Annotated in this window: 16 protein-coding genes and 1 pseudogene; 6 read left to right on the top strand and 11 right to left on the bottom strand. The window is 63.9% G+C overall.

Annotated elements, in window-relative coordinates:
* Positions 1-47: 47 nt before the first annotated feature.
* From VFF99_RS19620 to VFF99_RS19610, 3 genes are all read right to left on the bottom strand, one after another.
* Positions 48-1,139, bottom strand: a complete 1,092-nt coding sequence (locus VFF99_RS19620; RefSeq protein ID WP_325020615.1) for a branched-chain amino acid ABC transporter substrate-binding protein — start codon at positions 1,137-1,139, stop codon at positions 48-50.
* 209 nt (positions 1,140-1,348) lie between these two features.
* Positions 1,349-1,555 (bottom strand): zf-HC2 domain-containing protein, encoded by a 207-nt coding sequence (locus VFF99_RS19615; RefSeq protein WP_325020614.1) that lies wholly within the window; start codon positions 1,553-1,555, stop codon positions 1,349-1,351.
* Complete coding sequence (locus tag VFF99_RS19610; RefSeq protein WP_325020613.1) at positions 1,555-2,115, bottom strand: sigma-70 family RNA polymerase sigma factor; 561 nt, start codon at positions 2,113-2,115, stop codon at positions 1,555-1,557. Before VFF99_RS19610 ends, VFF99_RS19615 begins: the two co-directional genes overlap by 1 nt.
* Positions 2,116-2,246: 131 nt before the next feature.
* Between VFF99_RS19610 and argB the strand changes: the two genes are divergently transcribed.
* Complete coding sequence (gene argB / locus VFF99_RS19605; protein WP_325020612.1) at positions 2,247-3,158, top strand: acetylglutamate kinase; 912 nt, start codon at positions 2,247-2,249, stop codon at positions 3,156-3,158.
* Positions 3,159-3,295: 137 nt separating this feature from the next.
* On the opposite strand, the gene VFF99_RS19600 is transcribed toward argB, so the two are convergent.
* Positions 3,296-4,234, bottom strand: a complete 939-nt coding sequence (locus tag VFF99_RS19600; protein WP_325020611.1) for a TraB/GumN family protein — start codon at positions 4,232-4,234, stop codon at positions 3,296-3,298.
* Between the two features lie 50 nt (positions 4,235-4,284).
* On the opposite strand from VFF99_RS19600, the gene VFF99_RS19595 reads away from it, so the two are divergent.
* The 4 genes from VFF99_RS19595 (at position 4,285) to pabB (ending at position 8,874) form a co-directional block, all read left to right on the top strand.
* Positions 4,285-5,010, top strand: a complete 726-nt coding sequence (locus tag VFF99_RS19595) for a pyrimidine 5'-nucleotidase (RefSeq protein WP_325020610.1) — start codon at positions 4,285-4,287, stop codon at positions 5,008-5,010.
* Between the two features lie 299 nt (positions 5,011-5,309).
* Entirely contained in the window at positions 5,310-5,885 is a 576-nt protein-coding gene (gene slmA, locus VFF99_RS19590) for a nucleoid occlusion factor SlmA (RefSeq protein ID WP_325020609.1), read from the top strand.
* 177 nt (positions 5,886-6,062) lie between these two features.
* A complete protein-coding gene (locus VFF99_RS19585) occupies positions 6,063-6,956 on the top strand; it encodes a DMT family transporter (protein WP_325020608.1) in 894 nt (297 codons plus the stop codon).
* 58 nt (positions 6,957-7,014) lie between these two features.
* Positions 7,015-8,874 carry an aminodeoxychorismate synthase component I gene (gene pabB / locus VFF99_RS19580; RefSeq protein WP_325020607.1) on the top strand — a complete coding sequence of 620 codons (1,860 nt, stop codon included), beginning with the start codon at positions 7,015-7,017 and terminating at the stop codon, positions 8,872-8,874.
* Here pabB and VFF99_RS19575 read toward each other — a convergent pair.
* From VFF99_RS19575 to VFF99_RS19565, 3 genes are all read right to left on the bottom strand, one after another.
* Positions 8,850-9,731, bottom strand: coding sequence for a DMT family transporter (locus VFF99_RS19575; RefSeq protein WP_325020606.1), 882 nt, complete (start codon positions 9,729-9,731; stop codon positions 8,850-8,852). The two genes, pabB and VFF99_RS19575, sit on opposite strands and share 25 nt — an antisense overlap.
* Positions 9,732-9,806: 75 nt before the next feature.
* Positions 9,807-11,006, bottom strand: coding sequence for a YbfB/YjiJ family MFS transporter (locus tag VFF99_RS19570; RefSeq protein WP_325020605.1), 1,200 nt, complete (start codon positions 11,004-11,006; stop codon positions 9,807-9,809).
* A 4-nt stretch (positions 11,007-11,010) separates the two neighbouring features.
* Positions 11,011-11,898: a DMT family transporter gene (locus VFF99_RS19565; protein ID WP_325020604.1), complete on the bottom strand. Its 888-nt coding sequence runs from the start codon at positions 11,896-11,898 to the stop codon at positions 11,011-11,013.
* A 203-nt stretch (positions 11,899-12,101) separates the two neighbouring features.
* On the opposite strand from VFF99_RS19565, the gene VFF99_RS19560 reads away from it, so the two are divergent.
* On the top strand, positions 12,102-12,419 hold the full coding sequence (locus VFF99_RS19560; RefSeq protein ID WP_325020603.1) for a hypothetical protein: 318 nt from the start codon (positions 12,102-12,104) through the stop codon (positions 12,417-12,419).
* Between the two features lie 191 nt (positions 12,420-12,610).
* On the opposite strand, the gene VFF99_RS19555 is transcribed toward VFF99_RS19560, so the two are convergent.
* From VFF99_RS19555 to gpmA, 4 genes and pseudogenes are all read right to left on the bottom strand, one after another.
* Entirely contained in the window at positions 12,611-13,354 is a 744-nt protein-coding gene (locus VFF99_RS19555; RefSeq protein ID WP_325020602.1) for a molybdopterin-synthase adenylyltransferase MoeB, read from the bottom strand.
* A gap of 105 nt (positions 13,355-13,459) precedes the next feature.
* Positions 13,460-14,923, bottom strand: coding sequence for a S41 family peptidase (locus tag VFF99_RS19550; protein ID WP_325020601.1), 1,464 nt, complete (start codon positions 14,921-14,923; stop codon positions 13,460-13,462).
* A gap of 3 nt (positions 14,924-14,926) precedes the next feature.
* Positions 14,927-16,351 carry a murein hydrolase activator EnvC family protein gene (locus tag VFF99_RS19545; RefSeq protein WP_325020600.1) on the bottom strand — a complete coding sequence of 475 codons (1,425 nt, stop codon included), beginning with the start codon at positions 16,349-16,351 and terminating at the stop codon, positions 14,927-14,929.
* 10 nt (positions 16,352-16,361) lie between these two features.
* Positions 16,362-16,460, bottom strand: a pseudogene (gene gpmA, locus VFF99_RS19540) (2,3-diphosphoglycerate-dependent phosphoglycerate mutase); the annotation flags it as partial.

The raw sequence follows: 16,460 nt of genomic DNA, 5'->3' as shown, positions 1-16,460 counted from the left end.
ACGCTGGATCCCGACTTTCGTCGGGATGACGGCGGCAGATTTTTCCGTCACAGCAGGTTGCGCTGCTCCACAAGCTGCCCGCCGATCGCCTGGTAGATCACCACGGTGCCATCCTTGATGTCCCCCTTGCCGTCGAATTCGATCGCGCCCTGGATCTTGCCCGAGAACGAGCCCTTGGCGAGCACGGGCAGGTAGGTCTCCGGCTTGACCGATCCGGCTTCCTGCATCGCCTGTGCCAGGACGTGGATGCCGTCGTAGGACAGCGTGGAGTAGGCGCCGGGCGGGCCGAACTTGGCCTTGTACATGTCCATGAACCCGATGCCCGAGGACAGCCAGGACGGCGGCACGCCCGCGATCGAGCAGTAATAGTTGCTGTTGGCGCTGCCTCCCGCGCCCTTGAGCGTGGAGACGTCGCACATGGCGTCGGCCACGATGAACTTCGCCGTCGACCCGGCCTGGCGCAGCGCCTTCAGCAAGGGCAGGCCCGCGGCCTCATCGCCGCCGAAGAAGACCGCGTCGGCGTTGGCATCGGTGATTTTCTTGGCGAGCTGGGCAAAATCGGCGGACTTGCCGTCGACGCTCTCGCGCACCGGCGGCGCCTTCAGTTTCACCCCGCGCTCGACCTCGTCGGCAATGCCGACACCGAAGGTGGTGCGATCGTCCACCACGTAAAGCGATTTCGTCCGCAGTTTTTCCCCGATCAGGCGCGCCAATGCCGCGCCCTGCTGGATGTCATCCGCGGTGATGCGAAATGCAGTTTTCAATCCCATGCGGGTGTACTTGGGGTTGGTCGAGACCGACAACTGGGGAATGCCTGCTTCCGCATACAACGGCGCCGCCGCGATGGAGACACCAGAATTGAAGTGGCCGAATACCGCGGAGACCCCGGCGTCGATCAGGCGTTTCGCAGCCGCCTTGCCCTCCTCGGGCGAGGCCTTGTCATCCTCGACCACGAGTTCGAAGCGCGCCCGCTTGCGGCTGATGGAGAAATGGTCGCTGTTGAGTTCGTCCACCGCGACCTGCGCGCCGTTGGCGATGTCCTTCCCGTACTGGGCGAGCGGCCCGCTCATCGGCGCGACCACGCCGATCTTCACGGTGACCTGGCGGCTGCACGCGCCGAGCAGGAGTAGTGCCGCCATCGTGCATCCGATACGCATCCAATGCTTCATATCTCCTCCTTGTTGGTATGGTGGAAATTGATATTAGGAGGAGGTTTCCGGTATTAAATTTTGTATTTCACGGCGGATACAAATTTTCGTTCGGAGAATTTTCCGCGCGGGCGCGCGAAAGTAGCGAGAAGATCGCGGGTTGCGGGCTTAAATTTGCTGCGTCTGCACAAGCCCCGGTTTCACTCGGAATCGCCGCCCTTGTCGCCGTCCGGAATCATGCGCCGCATCGCATGCCGGATCATGGTCATCTGGTCATTGAAATTGCGGCAGGCATGGCAGACCAGCAAATGCATGCGCACCCGGGCGCGCTCGACCATGGTCAGCTCGCGGTCCATGCTTTCGGACGTGAGGCGGTGAACTTCCTTGCAAGTGGGCTTGAGCGGCATCAGCGTTGTCCAAACCAGTTCAGATCGAGGCATTCGCGCAGTTGCACCCGCGCACGGTAGAGCATGACCCAGGCATTAGACGCGCTGATGCCCAATTCCTTACAGATTTCGTCGGTGTCCAGTTCCAGCCATTCCCGCATCATGAAAATCCTGGCGGTCCGTGGCGGCAGCCGGTCGAGGCAGGTTTCCAGCACGCGGAAGAAATCCTTCTGCTCGAGCGTCGCGTCCGGGTCGCCCCACTGCCGTGGCATGTCGACCGTGTGCCCATCCGGTGTAAAAAGGGCATCGATCGCGTCGGCGTCCGACTGCCCGTCTTCCGCCTCGATCCGGAACTCGCGCTTCGATGCGCGCATCACATCCACGATCTTGTGCTTGAGGATGCCGGTCACATACGTGCGCAGGGAGGACTGGCCGGCGAAGCGGTCCGGCTTTTCGAGGACGGCGATCAGCGCATCCTGCACCACGTCTTCGGCCAGCGCCTCGTTGCGAAGCTGCAAGACGGCAAACCGCACCAGTGCAGGGCGCAGGGCATCGAGTTCCTGGTGCAGTGTGGACGTCATGTCACGGTTTTCGTGCGCGGATTGTCATTTGGGCAAAGCGTAGCGGATCGGCCACGGCAGGACAAGAAATCCGCCGGGAAATCACCGCACTTTCCCTGTAAAATCGCGAAAATTCTTTTTCAGGACCAGCCATGACCGACCTCACCGACCCTAACACCGACCTGTCCGGCGTTGCGCCGCAAATCAAGGCTGAGATCCTTGCGCAGGCCCTCCCTTACATCCGCAAGTTCCACGGCAAGACCATCGTGGTCAAGTACGGCGGCAATGCGATGACCGAAGAACGCCTGAAGCACGGCTTCGCGCGCGACGTCATCCTGCTCAAGCTGGTCGGCATGAACCCGGTCGTCGTGCACGGCGGCGGCCCGCAGATCGACAACGCGCTCAAGAAGATCGGCAAGCAGGGCACCTTCGTGCAAGGCATGCGCATCACCGACGAAGAAACGATGGAAGTGGTCGAGTGGGTGCTCGGCGGCGAAGTGCAGCAGGACATCGTCATGCTGATCAACCACTATGGCGGCCAGGCGGTCGGCCTGACCGGCAAGGACGGCGGCCTGATCCGCGCGCGCAAGATGCAGATGCCCGACAAGGAGAACCCGGGCCAGTTCCTCGACATCGGCTTCGTCGGCGAGATCGACGCCATCAACCCGGCGGTGGTGAAGGCGCTGCAGGACGATGCCTTCATTCCCATCATCTCGCCGATCGGCTTCGGCGAAGACGGCCAGGCCTACAACATCAACGCCGACCTCGTCGCCGGCAAGATCGCGGAAATCCTGAAGGCCGAGAAGCTGATCATGATGACCAACATCCCCGGCGTGATGGACAAGAAAGGCAACCTGCTGACCGACCTGTCGGCCCGCCAGATCGACGAGATGTTCGCCGACGGCACGATTTCCGGCGGCATGCTGCCGAAGATCTCGTCCGCGCTGGATGCCGCCAAGTCGGGCGTCAACACGGTGCACATCATCGACGGCCGCATCGAGCATTCGCTGCTGCTGGAAGTGCTGACGGAGCAGGCGTTTGGCACGATGATTCGCTCGCATTGAGCGGGCGGCGGGCTTTTAAGCGCACGGTGGGTTTCGCTTCGCTCTACCCACCCTACGATCCTTTGTGCGCTGTCCACCCTACCGTTGTTTATAAAGGACTGTAGGGTGGGTAGAGCGCAGCGAAACCCACCAAGCGCTCAATAAAGCTTCTCAACGTCATACCCCATCCGCCGCAGCAAGGTCGGCACCCCCGTGTCCCCGACCATGTGCAGCAACCCGACGCCGACGAAGGTCGTCTCTTCATTGTGCAGCAGCGCCTCGATCTTGCTCGCCATTTCCGGATTGCGCTTGTCCAGCAGGACCCGGTGCGTGAACCGGGAAGACGCGGTCGTCTCGCCAAGCAAGTTGCGCATGAACGTTTCCGCCGCGGCGCCGTCCGCCCGGGCCCAGGCATCGATCAGCGCCTGCGCCTTCTTCAATGCATTGCCGTCGCCCAGTTCCGCCAGGGTCTCGCGCAGGTATTGCTCCTGCTCGGCGTCGGACATGGTGTCGAACAGCGACATCTGGTATTCGGCGGATTCGAGCTCCTGCACTTCCTTAGCCTGCTTATCGGCCAGCGAGAGCAGGAACATTTCGATGCCATGACTGCGCTGGTAGCCGTGGCGCTCGAGATCGAGGCTGGCCAGCATGTTGGCCAGCAGCCACGGCTTCATGTGCCGCACATCGTCGAAGGGAATGGCGGCTTCCTGCAGTGCCTGTTTCAGTAGCACCAGCGTGGCCGGGCCCAGGTGCCGGTCGACTGTCTCGCCGACCGGGTAGATGCCGTGCTTGTGCAGCGCCAGCTGGAAGGGTTCCGGTTTGCGGATATCGATTTCCAGTACCAGCTTGCCGGCGTGCGCGAGGGCGCGTGTGACTTCCTCTTCCAGCGGGAAGAAGGCCGGCTGGCCGACGTGGATGGTGCCGAACAGGTAGGCGGTGTTGCCCCGGTGCCTGACGCGGAAGAGGGTGCCCCGATTGGGTGCCTTGGGCGCCTTGGCTTGTGTGGAAGGGGCCGGTGCTGCATCATTGTCCGCATGCGCGAACCCGAGCCAGAGGGCCAGGCAGACGCTTAGCAAAACAATAACCCCGGACTTCATTATTTCTCCCTGAGTGCCGCTGTTGCAGCGGCTGGCTCCGACTGTATCAGATGCCTTCTCCAATTTGGTTGTTCGACCTCGACAACACGCTGCACAACGCGTCGCACGCGATTTTCCCGGCGATTAACGCCAACATGAATGCATTTATGGCAAAGGTCCTGGGAGATGGCGAAAACCCGGCGGACCCGGAAACCGTCAATGCAGCCCGCCTCGCTTACTGGAAGCGCTACGGCGCAACCCTGCTCGGCATGGTCAGGCACCACAACGTACGCATGGATGACTTCCTGCGCGAAGCCCACCTGTTCGATAACCTTGCCGGCATGATCCGTGCAGAACGCGGCCTGGGGCGTTTGCTGCGGCGCCTCCCGGGACGCAAGATCCTCCTCACCAACGCCCCGCACCGCTATTCCCACGACGTGATGCGCCACCTCGGCCTGCACCGGCATTTCGCCAAGCACATCCCCATCGAATCCATGCGCGTGCACGGCCAGCTGCGGCCCAAGCCCTCGAAACAGCTGCTGCGCAAGCTGCTGGCGCGCGAGCGCGTGCCGGCGCGCCGCTGCATCCTGGTCGAGGACACGGCCGATAACCTGAAGGCGGCCAAGGCGCTCGGCATGCGCACCGCCTGGGTGACCCAGTACCTCGCCTCCAGCCCCAATCTGCGCCAGCTTGCTGCAGGGCGTCAGATACCAAGATTCACAAAGCGCCCCATTTTTGTCGATGTCAAAGTACAATCCGTAAGGCAACTACCCGAGATGTTGCACCGGCTGAGGTAAACCCAACCGATTGCTCAACCCTAGAGGGTGTTATGAACTGGATTGAGGGTCGCGTTCTTACGAGAAGGGATGCAGTGCTAGGCGTGGCGCGCCGCGCAGGCTGGGCGCCTGCGCAAGCGCCGCAACACCGCAATGCGTCCCTTCTCGTAAGAACCCTCCGGGCAACGCCGATAACCGGCCGCCTGCGGTGTTGCAGCTCCTTGCCGTGGAACCGCCACGGCGCGTCGCTGCGCCTAGCACTCGGCCGGTTCTCGGCGTTGCGCGACCCTCAATCCAGTTCATAACACCCTCTAAAAATCATGGCAACCACAAAACCGGGCGAACGCAAGCTTCAAATCCTGCAGACTCTGGCGACCATGCTGGAGCATCCGAAGGGGGAAAAGATCACGACGGCGGCACTGGCTGCCAAGCTCGATGTGTCCGAGGCGGCGCTGTATCGGCATTTCGCCAGCAAGGCGCAGATGTTCGAAGGGCTGATCGAGTTCATCGAGACCAGCGTCTTCGGCCTGATCAACCAGATCAGCGAACAACAGGAAAACGGCCTCTCGCAGGTCCAGGCAACCATCTCCATGCTGCTCGGCTTCGCCGAGCGTAATCCCGGCATGACGCGCGTGCTGATCGGCGACGCGCTGGTCAACGAGGACGAACGCCTGCAGTCGCGCATGAACCAATTCATCGAACGCGTGGAACTGGCGATCAAGCAGTCGCTGCGCGTGGCCGCCACGCAGGGGCAGGCACGCGAGAGCGAAGTCGCCGTCCGCGCCAGCCTGATCACGAGCGTCGTGGTCGGCAAGTGGCACCGCTATGCCAAGAGCGGCTTCAAGCACAGCCCGTCGGAGAACGCCCAGGCGCAGATCGCCATGCTGCTGGCCTGAGCGCTGAAAGTTCAAGGTTTTTTGCCGGCCGGGTCCGAATTTGATTCGCTACTTTGCGGCCGATTATCCGGATTGTTCGGCCCCGTCACCGTTTTCCCCTCTGCGCCCGATAGCGTGCTGCGCCGGTAACCAAAGATCAGTACACTCTCTGTCTTTGCAAATCCTTCCGCCGGCTGCATGGACACGACACTCGAAAAAGAATTCCCCGTACTCGCCTTTGCCGCGCTGCTCGTCGGCGGCATGGCAATCGGTTTCGCCGGCATCTTCATGCGGCTGTCGGATGTCAATCCGCTCGCCTCGGCATTCTGGCGCATGGCCCTCGCCGCGCCTTTCCTGTGGGCCTGGGCATTCGCCGTGCGCGGGCAGGACGAGGCTGCCGGCAAACGCACCGATTTCACCAGGGCGCTGGTCCTGGCCGGCATCTATTTCGCCGGCGACATGGGCATCTGGCACCTGTCGCTGCACTACACCACCGTGGCCAACGCCACTCTCTTGTCGAACTTCGCGCCTATCTTCATCGCACTGTGGATGTGGGTCGCCTACCGTGTCCGCTTCGCTCCGATCTTCATCGTCGGCATGCTGATCGCACTGGCCGGCGCCATGATGCTGGTGGGGCCGAACGCGGGCGGCCCGGCCAACGGCAGCACCAAGCTGCTGGGCGATGGGCTCGGCCTGGCCAGCGCCGTTTTCTATGCCGCCTACCAGCTGGTAATCAAGGATGCGCGCAATGCGTATTCGACGGCCCGCCTCATGGCCTGGAGCACGACGGTCACCGGCATCGCATTGCTGCCCTTCGCGCTCGCTGCGCCGGGCGCGTTTTGGCCTGCGCAAGCGGCGGGCTGGCTGCCCTTGCTGGCGCTCGCGCTGGTCGCGCAGATCGGCGGGCAGACGGTCATCGCCTATGCATCCGCCCATCTTCCGGCGAACCTGTCGTCGGTCAGCCTGCTGATCCAGCCGCTGACGGCGGCGGTGGCGGCATGGATGATCTTCCAGGAAGCCATCGGCCCGGTGCAGATGGCCGGCGGCGCATTGCTGCTCTGGGGCATCTACCTGTCCAAACGCGGCAGCTGAAGCGGCGGCGATACAATACCGGTTTCACCCCACGCCGCTTCCCTTGCGGGGCACTGCCTTGAACGCCGCCTTCCATCCCGCCGACGATTGTTTCGCACTGCTCGACGACAGCGACGCCAGTGCGGACCATCCGCGCTCGCGGGTACTGACGGGTTTCGCCGGCGCGCTCGATTGTCATGATGCCGCCGGACTGCCTGCGCTGCTGGCTGGCATGGAAGAGGCCTTGCACCAGGGCCGGCATGCGGTCGGCCTGTTCCATTACGAACTCGGCGCGCAGATGCATCGCATCGCGCCGCACGCTGCCACGGAGCCGCTCGCGCAAGTGCTGCTGTTCGAACGCTGCGAACGGCTGTCGTCCGAGCAGGTGCGGCAGTGGCTCGATGCGCGCGGACAGGACGGCCCCGCAGGCATTGCGCAGGTCCGCGCAAGCGTCACGGACGCGCAGTTCGAGCACGCCATCTCCCGCATCCATGCCTACATCGAGGCAGGGGACACCTACCAGATCAACTACACCTATCGCCTGCGCTTCGATGCCTTCGGCGCACCGCTCGATTTGTACCGCCGCCTGCGCGAACGCCAGCCGGTCCCGTACGGCGCACTGATCATGCTGCCCGACGGCCGCGCGGTGCTGTCGCTTTCCCCCGAGCTGTTCGTGCGGCATGCACAAGGCATCGTGACGACGCGGCCGATGAAAGGCACGGCGGCGGCAAGCGGTGACGCGGCGATCGATGCACAGCGTGCTGCTGCGCTGGCAGCCGATCCGAAGAACCGTGCCGAAAACCTGATGATCGTGGACCTCCTGCGCAACGACCTCGGCCGGGTGTCGCAATTCGGCACGGTCAAGGTGCCGCGGCTTTTCAGCGTCGACCGTTTCAGCAGCGTGCTGCAGATGACGTCGACGGTGGAGGCGTCGCTGCGCGAGGATGTGCGGCTTGCCGATGTCTTCGATGCGCTGTATCCCTGTGGCTCGATCACCGGCGCGCCCAAGCGCCGGACCATGCAGATCATTCGCGAGCTCGAAGCTGATCCGCGCGGCATTTACACCGGCGCGATCGGCTGGTTCGAGGCGCCGCAGGGGACGCGGCTGGTCGGCGACTTCTGCCTGTCGGTGCCGATCCGCACCCTGACGCTGCAGGCGCCTCGGGAAGACGGCATACGCAAGGGCGAACTCGGTGTCGGCGCAGGCATCGTGCATGACAGCGTGGCGCAGGAGGAGATCGCCGAATGCCGGTTGAAAGCCTCATTCCTGACCGGACTGCCCAACGAATTCGAGTTGCTGGAAACGATGCACGCGACACGCGGCGAAGCATGCCGCCACCTCGACCTGCATCTGCAGCGCCTGCGTGCTTCCGCCGATTACTTCGGTTTCGCGTTCGATGAAGATGCGATCCGTGCTGCATTGAAGGACGCCTGCGACGGATTCGGCGACAACGCACCCCATCGCATCCGGCTCGCCCTGCGGCAGGATGGCGCGATCTCGATCCAGCACACCCCGCTCGCGCCGATCGCGTCGCCCGTCAAGCTCCTGGTGGGCCGGCAGCGCACCGCATCCGGCGACCCGTTCCTGCGCCACAAGACCACCGTGCGCGCGCATTACGACGCGGCGTGGCGCGCGGCGGAAGCGCAGGGCGCGTTCGATATGCTGTTCTGCAATGAGCGGGGCGAGGTGACGGAAGGCGGCCGCAGCAACGTCTTCGTCAAGCTTGACGGGCGCTGGGCCACGCCGCCGCTCGCGTCGGGGCTGCTGCCCGGCGTGATGCGCAGCGTCCTGCTTGCCGATCCCGCATGGAATGCCGTCGTGCGCGTGCTGACGCTGGACGACCTGCGGCGCGCGGAAGCGGTAGTGGCCTGCAATGCCCTGCGCGGCGCGCTGCCCGCGGTGATCGACTGGGATCAGGCTTCCTTCGCCACCGCCTGAACCGGCTGGAACACCACCAGCCAGGTCGCCAGCACCACCATGCCGCAGCCGATGACGGTGTTCAGGTTGATCGCTTCGCCGAGGAACAGGGTTCCCCATACCAGGGCAAACAGCGGGATCAGGAAAGTCACGGTCAGGGCCTTCGTCGGTCCGACGTCGGCGATCAGGCGGAAATAAATGAAGTAGGCCACGGCGCTGCACAGCAAGGCGAGCAGCAGCGTAATCAACATCACGAAAGGCGTCACCTCGCCGCGTATCGGGGACAGCGGCAGGAAGGGCAGCAGCACCAGCGCCGCGCCGAGCTGCGAGCCGGTGGCCATCAAGGGCGGTGCGATTCCCGAGGATTTCTTTTTCGAATACGCGCCCGCGATGCCGTAGCAGAGCGCGGCGCTCACGCAGGCAAGCGCGGCAAGCAGCACCTCGGGCGAAAACTGCGCGGGCCCCAGGCGGACCAGGAAGGCGACACCCACCACGCCGGTCACGAGGCCGGCGATCTTGCGCGGCGTCAGCGTTTCGCCGAGGACGGCCGCGCCGACCAGCGCGCCCCAGAGCGGGCTGGTCGCATTCAGGATAGCGGAGTAGCCGGCGGGCAGGGTCAGCGCCGCATACGAAAACAAAGCAAAGGGCAGTGCGGAATTCATCGTGCCCAGAACGAGGTATTGCTTCCAGTGGGCGCGGAAGTTCATGCCGCGTTTCATCAGCAGCATGAAGCCCAGCATCGCCAGTCCGGCGACGGCGACGCGGATTTCCGCGGTCCACAATGCGCCGAGCACGGGCGCGACGATGCGCATGAAGAGGAAGGACGCGCCCCAGATGGCGGCGAGGACGAGCAGGCGGATGAGATCGGCGCTTCGCATGGGTAATCCCGTATAGATGAAGGCGACAGAATAGCGCCAACGCGTGAAGCGCGCTCGCCGGAATCGGACAGGAGTTTAGTTGCGGTGCTGCAGCGGGCGTTGCCGCGCAGCGAGGAGGGCGCCGAGCAAGAGTGCCGCCGCCGAAAAGACCAGGCCGCGCTGCAGGCCGCCCGCTGCATCGGAAATCCAGCCGACGATGGTCGGTCCGACGATCTGGCCGAAGGCGAACACCGTGGTGAAGCCGCTGATGCCCGCCGGCCACGCCTCGGCCGGCAGGTTGTGGCGCACCAGCGCGGTGGTGGACGCGACCACGGACAGGAATACCGCGCCGAACAGGATGCCCGAGGCGAACACCGCGACAGGTGCGGCAGTGACCACGGGCAGCAGGGTGGCGAGCGCGAGCAGGCCGTTCAGGATGGCCAGCGACTGGCCGCCCTTGAAGCGGTCGAGCATGCGCGCCCAGATGCGCGAGGATGCCACCACCGCAAGGCCGAGCAGCGCGTAGAACCACGTGACCGTCGCCGCCGGCATGCCTTGCTCCTTGAGCAGCGCGATGATGAAGGTCATGTAGCCGATGTATCCGACACCGAACATGAAATAGCCTGCCAGCCCGAATGCGAATGCGTGCACGCGGAAATGCGAGGGTCCGCCGGCGGCTGCCGCGCCACCGTCGATCTGCCGTGCCGGAAAGGCCATGAGCAGCGTCATGACCAGGCACACGCCGCCCAGCACCAGCCACGCCCATTGCCAGGCATGTGCATTGCCCTGCGCCGCATCCAGCGCGGCCGGCACCAGCAGCGACGACAGGGTGATGCCGAACCCGGTTCCGCCGTAATACAGTCCGATCAGGAAGCCGGCACGCTTTGCATGCAGCGTCCCCAGCCTTGCCGCAAGCAGTCCGCCGGAAATGAAGATGAAGGCGCTCGCAATGCCTGCGAGCACGCGCTGCAGCAGGAGCATGGCGGCATCGGTGACGAAGCCCGACAGCAGCATGAACACCCCCGTCAGCAGCGCGCCGCCGATGAGCGCCGCCTGCGCGCCGGCGCGGCGCATCAATGCCGGCGTCACCAGCGCGCCGACGAAGTAGCCGAAGGCATTTGCCGTATTCATGGCGCCGGCCAGCAGGTAGGACCAGTCGAGGTCTGTGCGCATCGGCGGCAGCAGCAGCGCATAGGAAAAACGCGAGATGCCGAGCGAGATCGCCGCGCCGAAGGAAAGCGCCAGTGCCGTGAGCAGCGGATGGCGCATGGCGAAGGCGGGGGCCGAGGCCGGCATCGCCTCACAGTCCTTTCGCAGACTTGCCGCGGGGCGCCCCGAGGACCAGGCCCATCGCCATCAGGACCACGCCGCCGCCGACCAGCGTGGACATGCCGATCGGCTCCTGCAGGAACAGGAAGGCCCACAGCATGCTGAACAGCGGGATCAGGAAGGAGACGCTCATGGCGCGCGTCGGGCCGACCTTGACGATGAGCGGAATGAACAGCGCCTGCGCGAGCCCGGACGACAGGAGCGCCATCGCCAGGATGGAGGCAAGCGCGGCGAAGGAGGGCACGGCCGCCGGCAGCGAGAACGGCACGGTCGGCAGCATCACGACGCTGCCCAGCGCCATCGAACCGGCCGCCATTGCGATCGGATGGATGCCGTCCGGATGCCCGGTTTTCTTGACGATGATGCTCGACAGCGCGTAGCCGGCGGCTGCGACCAGGCAGGCGCCTACCGCGGCCAGCATCACCGGAGTCAGTGCCACCGAGCCGGCACCCACCAGCACGGCGACGCCGGCGATCCCCAGCAGCAGCCCCGCCAGTTTTTGCAGCGTCAGCCTTTCAGACAGCCAGATCATGGAAAACACGGCGCCGAACAGCGGCGCGGTGGCATTCAGCACGGCCGAGTGCGACGCCGGCAGGTGCAATGCGGCAAACGCAAAGCAGGAAAAAGGAATCACCACCGCGAACAACCCGACGACCGCGAAGGGTTTCAGGTTTGCCCGCCAGTCCATCTTCACGCGCGTCGCAGTTGCGAAGGCGACCAGGGCGAGGCCGGCAAGCGTGGTGCGCAGCGTTGCGGTCAGGAGCGGGCCTGCCTCGGGCGCCGCGATCCGCAGGAAGATGAAGGAGCCTCCCCAGATCGCGGACAGGAACACCAGCTTGGCAAGATCGGCGAAGGACATCGAGAGGGGCGTGGAGGAGTTGCGGTGGGGAAATAGAACGCCCGGTCGATTGTAGCACCCGGCCATGGGCATCGCTCGGCGCATTCTCAGTAACGGCGCCGATGTTGCGTGCTTGCCGAATGCGAGTCCCGAGGTGTAAGGCCGTTGATACAAGCCAAAGGACGGGGAGTTGAAACATTAATAATCATGTCAGGGAGATTGACATGAAAAAGAACGCAAACAAGAACAATTTCAAGCATGCAGGATTGATGGCCATGCTGCTTGTGCTTGCCGCCTGCGAGCGGACGAACGAACCTGCCGTCGCTGCCGCATTACCGGAATCCGTGCACGCAGAGCTCATTGACACGGCGATCGAACGCCGGCATTTTGCGATTTACAACGCCTCGCGCGTGCTGTTCGACGATTCGCCCCAGGTATTTCAGTCGCGCGCCCGCGCCCAGGACGAGGGCTTGCAACAGGCGTTGCTGCTTGCGGAAAGTGTTCCCGCGTGTTCGATGCGAGGGATGTTGTTGCAGGATTAGTAGCGCGTGCAGTTGAATGTGGTGCACCAGCGGACGCAGGTGGGTTTCGCTTCGCTCTACCTACCCTACGGCTCTTTATAAAGGATTGTAGGGTGGGTAGAGCGAAGCGAAATCCACTGTGCGCGCCAAGAACGGAGGAACGAAACCTACCAAGCCCTCATTCCCTTTCCCCAAACCCACCCTATGGTCCTTTATCCGCAGACACTGCAGGCAGCGTTGCGTGCGACACGGATGCTCGTCCACTCCATGTTGCGCGCATCGAGCAGCAACAGTCGCCCTGCGAGCGATTCTCCGATATCCGCGACAAGCTTCAGGGCTTCGGCCGCCTGCATCGTCCCGATGATGCCGACGAGGGGCGCGAACACGCCCATGGTGGAACACAGCACTTCCTCGAACTGCTGCTCGGGCGGGAACAGGCAGGCGTAGCACGGCGACTCGGCGCCACGCGTGTCGAACACCGAGATCTGACCGTCCATGCGAATGGCCGCGCCGGATACCAGCGGCACCTTGTGCTGCACGCAGGCGCGGTTGACCGCATGGCGCGTCGCGAAATTGTCGCTGCAGTCGAGCACGACGCTTGCCTGCCGCACCAGCTCAGACAGGCGTTCGCCTTCCACGCGCTCCTTCAGCGCCACCACCTCCACCTCCGGGTTGATGCGTGCCAGCGTCTCCTTGCCGGACTCGGCCTTGGGCTGTCCGACGCGCTCGGTCGTGTGCAGGATCTGGCGCTGGAGATTGGTCAGGTCCACGCTGTCGTTGTCGACCAGCGTGATCCGCCCCATGCCGGCCGAAGCGAGGTAGAACGCGACCGGCGACCCGAGTCCTCCGGCGCCGATCACCAGAGCATTTGCGGCGAGGATCTTTTCCTGACCTTCGATGCCGATTTCGTCGAGCAGGATGTGGCGGGAATAACGGAGCAGCTGGTTGTCGTTCATGGGGATGGGCATGCAGGAGGCAATACCGGGATTGTACTCGCGCGAGGGAAGCGGCAGAGATGAAAAAGGCCGCATCGCTGCGGCCTTTTCCTCCAGGGCAAGGGATTATTTCTTCTCGCCGTTCCCGTTTCCATTCTTGTTTTCGTTGATGGTGTTTTCCTTCTTGCTCTCGATCTTGGCCGACTTGGAGAGCTGCACCGGCTGGCCCTTCAGGTGGTTCAGCGCCTGCGCCAGCTGGAAGTCTTCCTTGCTGCCGAACTCGAGCGGCTTGCGCTTCTTCTCGAGGGCGGCGAGGCGTTGTTCCTCTTCCAGTTCGTCGAGCTTGCGGGCCGCTTCATCCTTGTCCTTGTCGTTCAGCAGGTGCTTGGTCAGGTCCGCTTCGCGCAGGCGCAGCCCGTTCAGGCCGTCACCGTCCGCGGTTTCGTCCACCAGCAGGTCGGGCACGATGCCCTTGGCCTGGATGGAGCGGCCGTTTGGCGTGTAGTAGCGCGCCGTGGTCAGCTTGACGGCGGTATCGGCCGACAGTTGGCGAATGGTCTGCACCGAACCCTTGCCGAAGGTCTGGGTGCCCATGATGGTGGCGCGCTTGTAGTCCTGCAGCGCGCCGGCGACGATCTCCGAGGCCGAGGCGGATCCGGCGTTGACCAGCACCACGATCGGCACCTTCTTGACGGCTTCCGGCAGCTTGGCCAGCGGGTCGCTGGTGGCCACGCGCGAAGAGGTGTAGAACTCGCGGCGCGCGTAGAAAGTCTGCTTCGAGTCCGGCAGCTGGCCGTTGGTGGAGACCACCGGCACGTCCTTCGGCAGGAAGGCGGCGGAGACGCCGATCGCGCCGGGCAGCACGCCGCCCGGATCGTTGCGCAGGTCGAGCACCAGCCCCTTCAGGTTGGGCTCCTGCTGGTAGATCGCCTGCAGCTTCTTGACCATGTCATCGACCGTCGGCTCCTGGAACTGCGATACCCGCAGCCATGCATAGCCGGGTTCGACGATCTTCGACTTCACGCTCTGCACGCGGATTTCCTGGCGCACGATGGTGACGATGATCGGGCGGTCCTCTTCCTTGCGGGCGATGGTGAGAGTGATCTTGGTGTTGGGCTCGCCGCGCATGCGCTTGACGGCTTCATCCAGCGTCAGGCCCTTCACGGGGGTGTTGTCCAGCCGGGTGATCAGGTCGCCTGCCTTCAGGCCGGCCTTGAACGCGGGAGAATCCTCGATCGGCGAGATGACCTTCACGTAGCCGTCTTCCATGCCGACTTCGATGCCCAGGCCCACGAACTTGCCCTGGGTGCCTTCGCGCAGCTCCTTGAATGCCTTTTTGTCGAGATAGGCGGAGTGGGGATCGAGCGAGGACACCATGCCCGAGATCGCCTCGGTCAGCAGCTTCTTGTCTTCGACCGCTTCGACGTAATCCGACTTGATCAGGCCGAACACATCGGCCAGCTGGCGCAATTCTTCCAGCGGCAGCGGCGACGTGTGCTTCTGTGCGCTTGCCTCAAACTGCATCGAGCCTGCGATGCCTGCAATGACGCCTAAACCAATAAGGCCGAAGTTCTTCAGTTTGCTGCTCATGTGTCACCTGATAGTTACCCACCCGAGTGGGTCGATTGCGCGGCCTTGATGCCGCATTTCAAAGTATAAACCCGAATTTTCGTTGCCACCGCTGTTGCCGGCGCTGGCGATGACGTCGCCGGTCCGGACTGCGTCGCCCACACGTTTCAGGACTGCCTGGTTGTTGCCGTAGATGGTCATGTACTGGCCGCCGTGGTCAATGATGATCAGGTTGCCGAATCCGCGCAACCACTCCGCGAAAACCACTTGCCCGGCCGCCACCGCCTTCACCTCGGCACCCTCGGCAGCCCGGATGAACAGGCCTTTCCAGGCAGGCCCGTCGCCGCGCTTGCTGCCGAATCGGGCAACAAGGTCGCCCCGCACCGGCAGCCGGAGATGGCCCTTGAGCGAGGCGAAAGCCTGCTCGAGACCTCGGTCTTGGACGTTCGCTTCCGGCGTGAGTTCATTTCGGGCTGTCAATTTCTGCGGCGGCTCGTCGTCATCAATTGCATCAGGATTGTGTGCCGGCGTCTTGACCGAACTCACTTTCTTGTCCGCGGAAGCCTCGGATTTGTCCCTGGCGCGCGCCAGTTGTTCCTGGCGCCGCTTCTCGCGCGCCGCGGCTTCCGCTTTCCGTTGTTCTTCGATTAACTTTGAGAGGCGGTCGACCAGGCCGCCCAGGCGCTGCTCGTCCCGTTCGATATTGCCTGCTTCCTTGCGCTGGGCCTGCAGCTTGGTCGACAGTTGGGCGAGCAGGGCGGTCCGGTGCAACTTTTCCTTCTCCAGCTGCGCCTTCTGTTCGCGCTGTTCCTGCGCAATTTCCTCCAGCTCGTCGCGGGCTTCCGTGGCGGCGGCCTTGTTGTCCTCGACCGCTTTCATGTTCGCCCGCAAGGCGTCGATCAGCCTGGCCTGGGCCTGGGAGACGTAGCCCATGTATTGCAGCTCGCGGTTGATGCGGTTCGGGTTGTCGCCGGACAGCAGCAGCTTGATGCGGTCTTCGTTGCCGGCAACATACTGGTCGCGCAGTAGACGGGACAGACGTTTCTGCTGGCCGACGATGGTCTTGGCAAGCTGGTCCTGCTGCTGGGACAGCCTGGCGAGTTTCGCTTCCGCTTCCTTCTGTTCGCGGTCCAGTTCATGCAGCGCACGGTTGGCTTCCGAGATCGCCGCCTCGGAGTTGGCCAATGCATCGGCGGCATGGCTCTTGGCGGTTTCGGTCTTGCTGATGTCGCGCTTGAGGGCTTCCAGTTTCTGCTGGAGTTCGGCGCGCTCGGCCTCGGCAGCGCGCTTCTGGCGGGTGCGTTCGGTAACCTTGCTGGCGTGCGCGGGCACGCTGCCCAGCAGGATGGCCACCCCGAGAACCGCGAGGGCGACCCAGCCGGCATGGCGGAGATGCCGGGTGATCGCGGGAGCTTCGTGTCGGTCTGCGGGGCGGCGGAAGAACTGCATGGAAAAAGCGTTACTTCGCCTTTCCCTGGCTGGCGACGGCCTTCATGGCCGCTTCGATCGCTTCCTGGTCGCCCAGGTAGTAGCTCTTGATCGGCTTCAGGTTGGCGTC

This window comes from Noviherbaspirillum sp., assembly GCF_035654295.1.
GTDB lineage: Bacteria > Pseudomonadota > Gammaproteobacteria > Burkholderiales > Burkholderiaceae_D > Noviherbaspirillum.
This window is presented reverse-complemented; position numbering and strand designations above follow the sequence as displayed.

Excerpts from the sequence above, each read along its gene's own strand:
- VFF99_RS19620 (WP_325020615.1), bottom strand. The coding sequence starts at position 1,139 with ATGGCGGCACTACTCCTGCTCGGCGCGTGCAGCCGCCAGGTCACCGTG.
- VFF99_RS19615 (WP_325020614.1), bottom strand. The coding sequence starts at position 1,555 with ATGCCGCTCAAGCCCACTTGCAAGGAAGTTCACCGCCTCACGTCCGAA.
- VFF99_RS19610 (WP_325020613.1), bottom strand. The coding sequence starts at position 2,115 with ATGACGTCCACACTGCACCAGGAACTCGATGCCCTGCGCCCTGCACTG.
- argB (WP_325020612.1), top strand. The coding sequence starts at position 2,247 with ATGACCGACCTCACCGACCCTAACACCGACCTGTCCGGCGTTGCGCCG.
- VFF99_RS19600 (WP_325020611.1), bottom strand. The coding sequence starts at position 4,234 with ATGAAGTCCGGGGTTATTGTTTTGCTAAGCGTCTGCCTGGCCCTCTGG.
- VFF99_RS19595 (WP_325020610.1), top strand. The coding sequence starts at position 4,285 with ATGCCTTCTCCAATTTGGTTGTTCGACCTCGACAACACGCTGCACAAC.
- slmA (WP_325020609.1), top strand. The coding sequence starts at position 5,310 with ATGGCAACCACAAAACCGGGCGAACGCAAGCTTCAAATCCTGCAGACT.
- VFF99_RS19585 (WP_325020608.1), top strand. The coding sequence starts at position 6,063 with ATGGACACGACACTCGAAAAAGAATTCCCCGTACTCGCCTTTGCCGCG.
- VFF99_RS19575 (WP_325020606.1), bottom strand. The coding sequence starts at position 9,731 with ATGCGAAGCGCCGATCTCATCCGCCTGCTCGTCCTCGCCGCCATCTGG.
- VFF99_RS19570 (WP_325020605.1), bottom strand. The coding sequence starts at position 11,006 with ATGCCGGCCTCGGCCCCCGCCTTCGCCATGCGCCATCCGCTGCTCACG.
- VFF99_RS19565 (WP_325020604.1), bottom strand. The coding sequence starts at position 11,898 with ATGTCCTTCGCCGATCTTGCCAAGCTGGTGTTCCTGTCCGCGATCTGG.
- VFF99_RS19560 (WP_325020603.1), top strand. The coding sequence starts at position 12,102 with ATGAAAAAGAACGCAAACAAGAACAATTTCAAGCATGCAGGATTGATG.
- VFF99_RS19555 (WP_325020602.1), bottom strand. The coding sequence starts at position 13,354 with ATGAACGACAACCAGCTGCTCCGTTATTCCCGCCACATCCTGCTCGAC.
- VFF99_RS19550 (WP_325020601.1), bottom strand. The coding sequence starts at position 14,923 with ATGAGCAGCAAACTGAAGAACTTCGGCCTTATTGGTTTAGGCGTCATT.
- VFF99_RS19545 (WP_325020600.1), bottom strand. The coding sequence starts at position 16,351 with ATGCAGTTCTTCCGCCGCCCCGCAGACCGACACGAAGCTCCCGCGATC.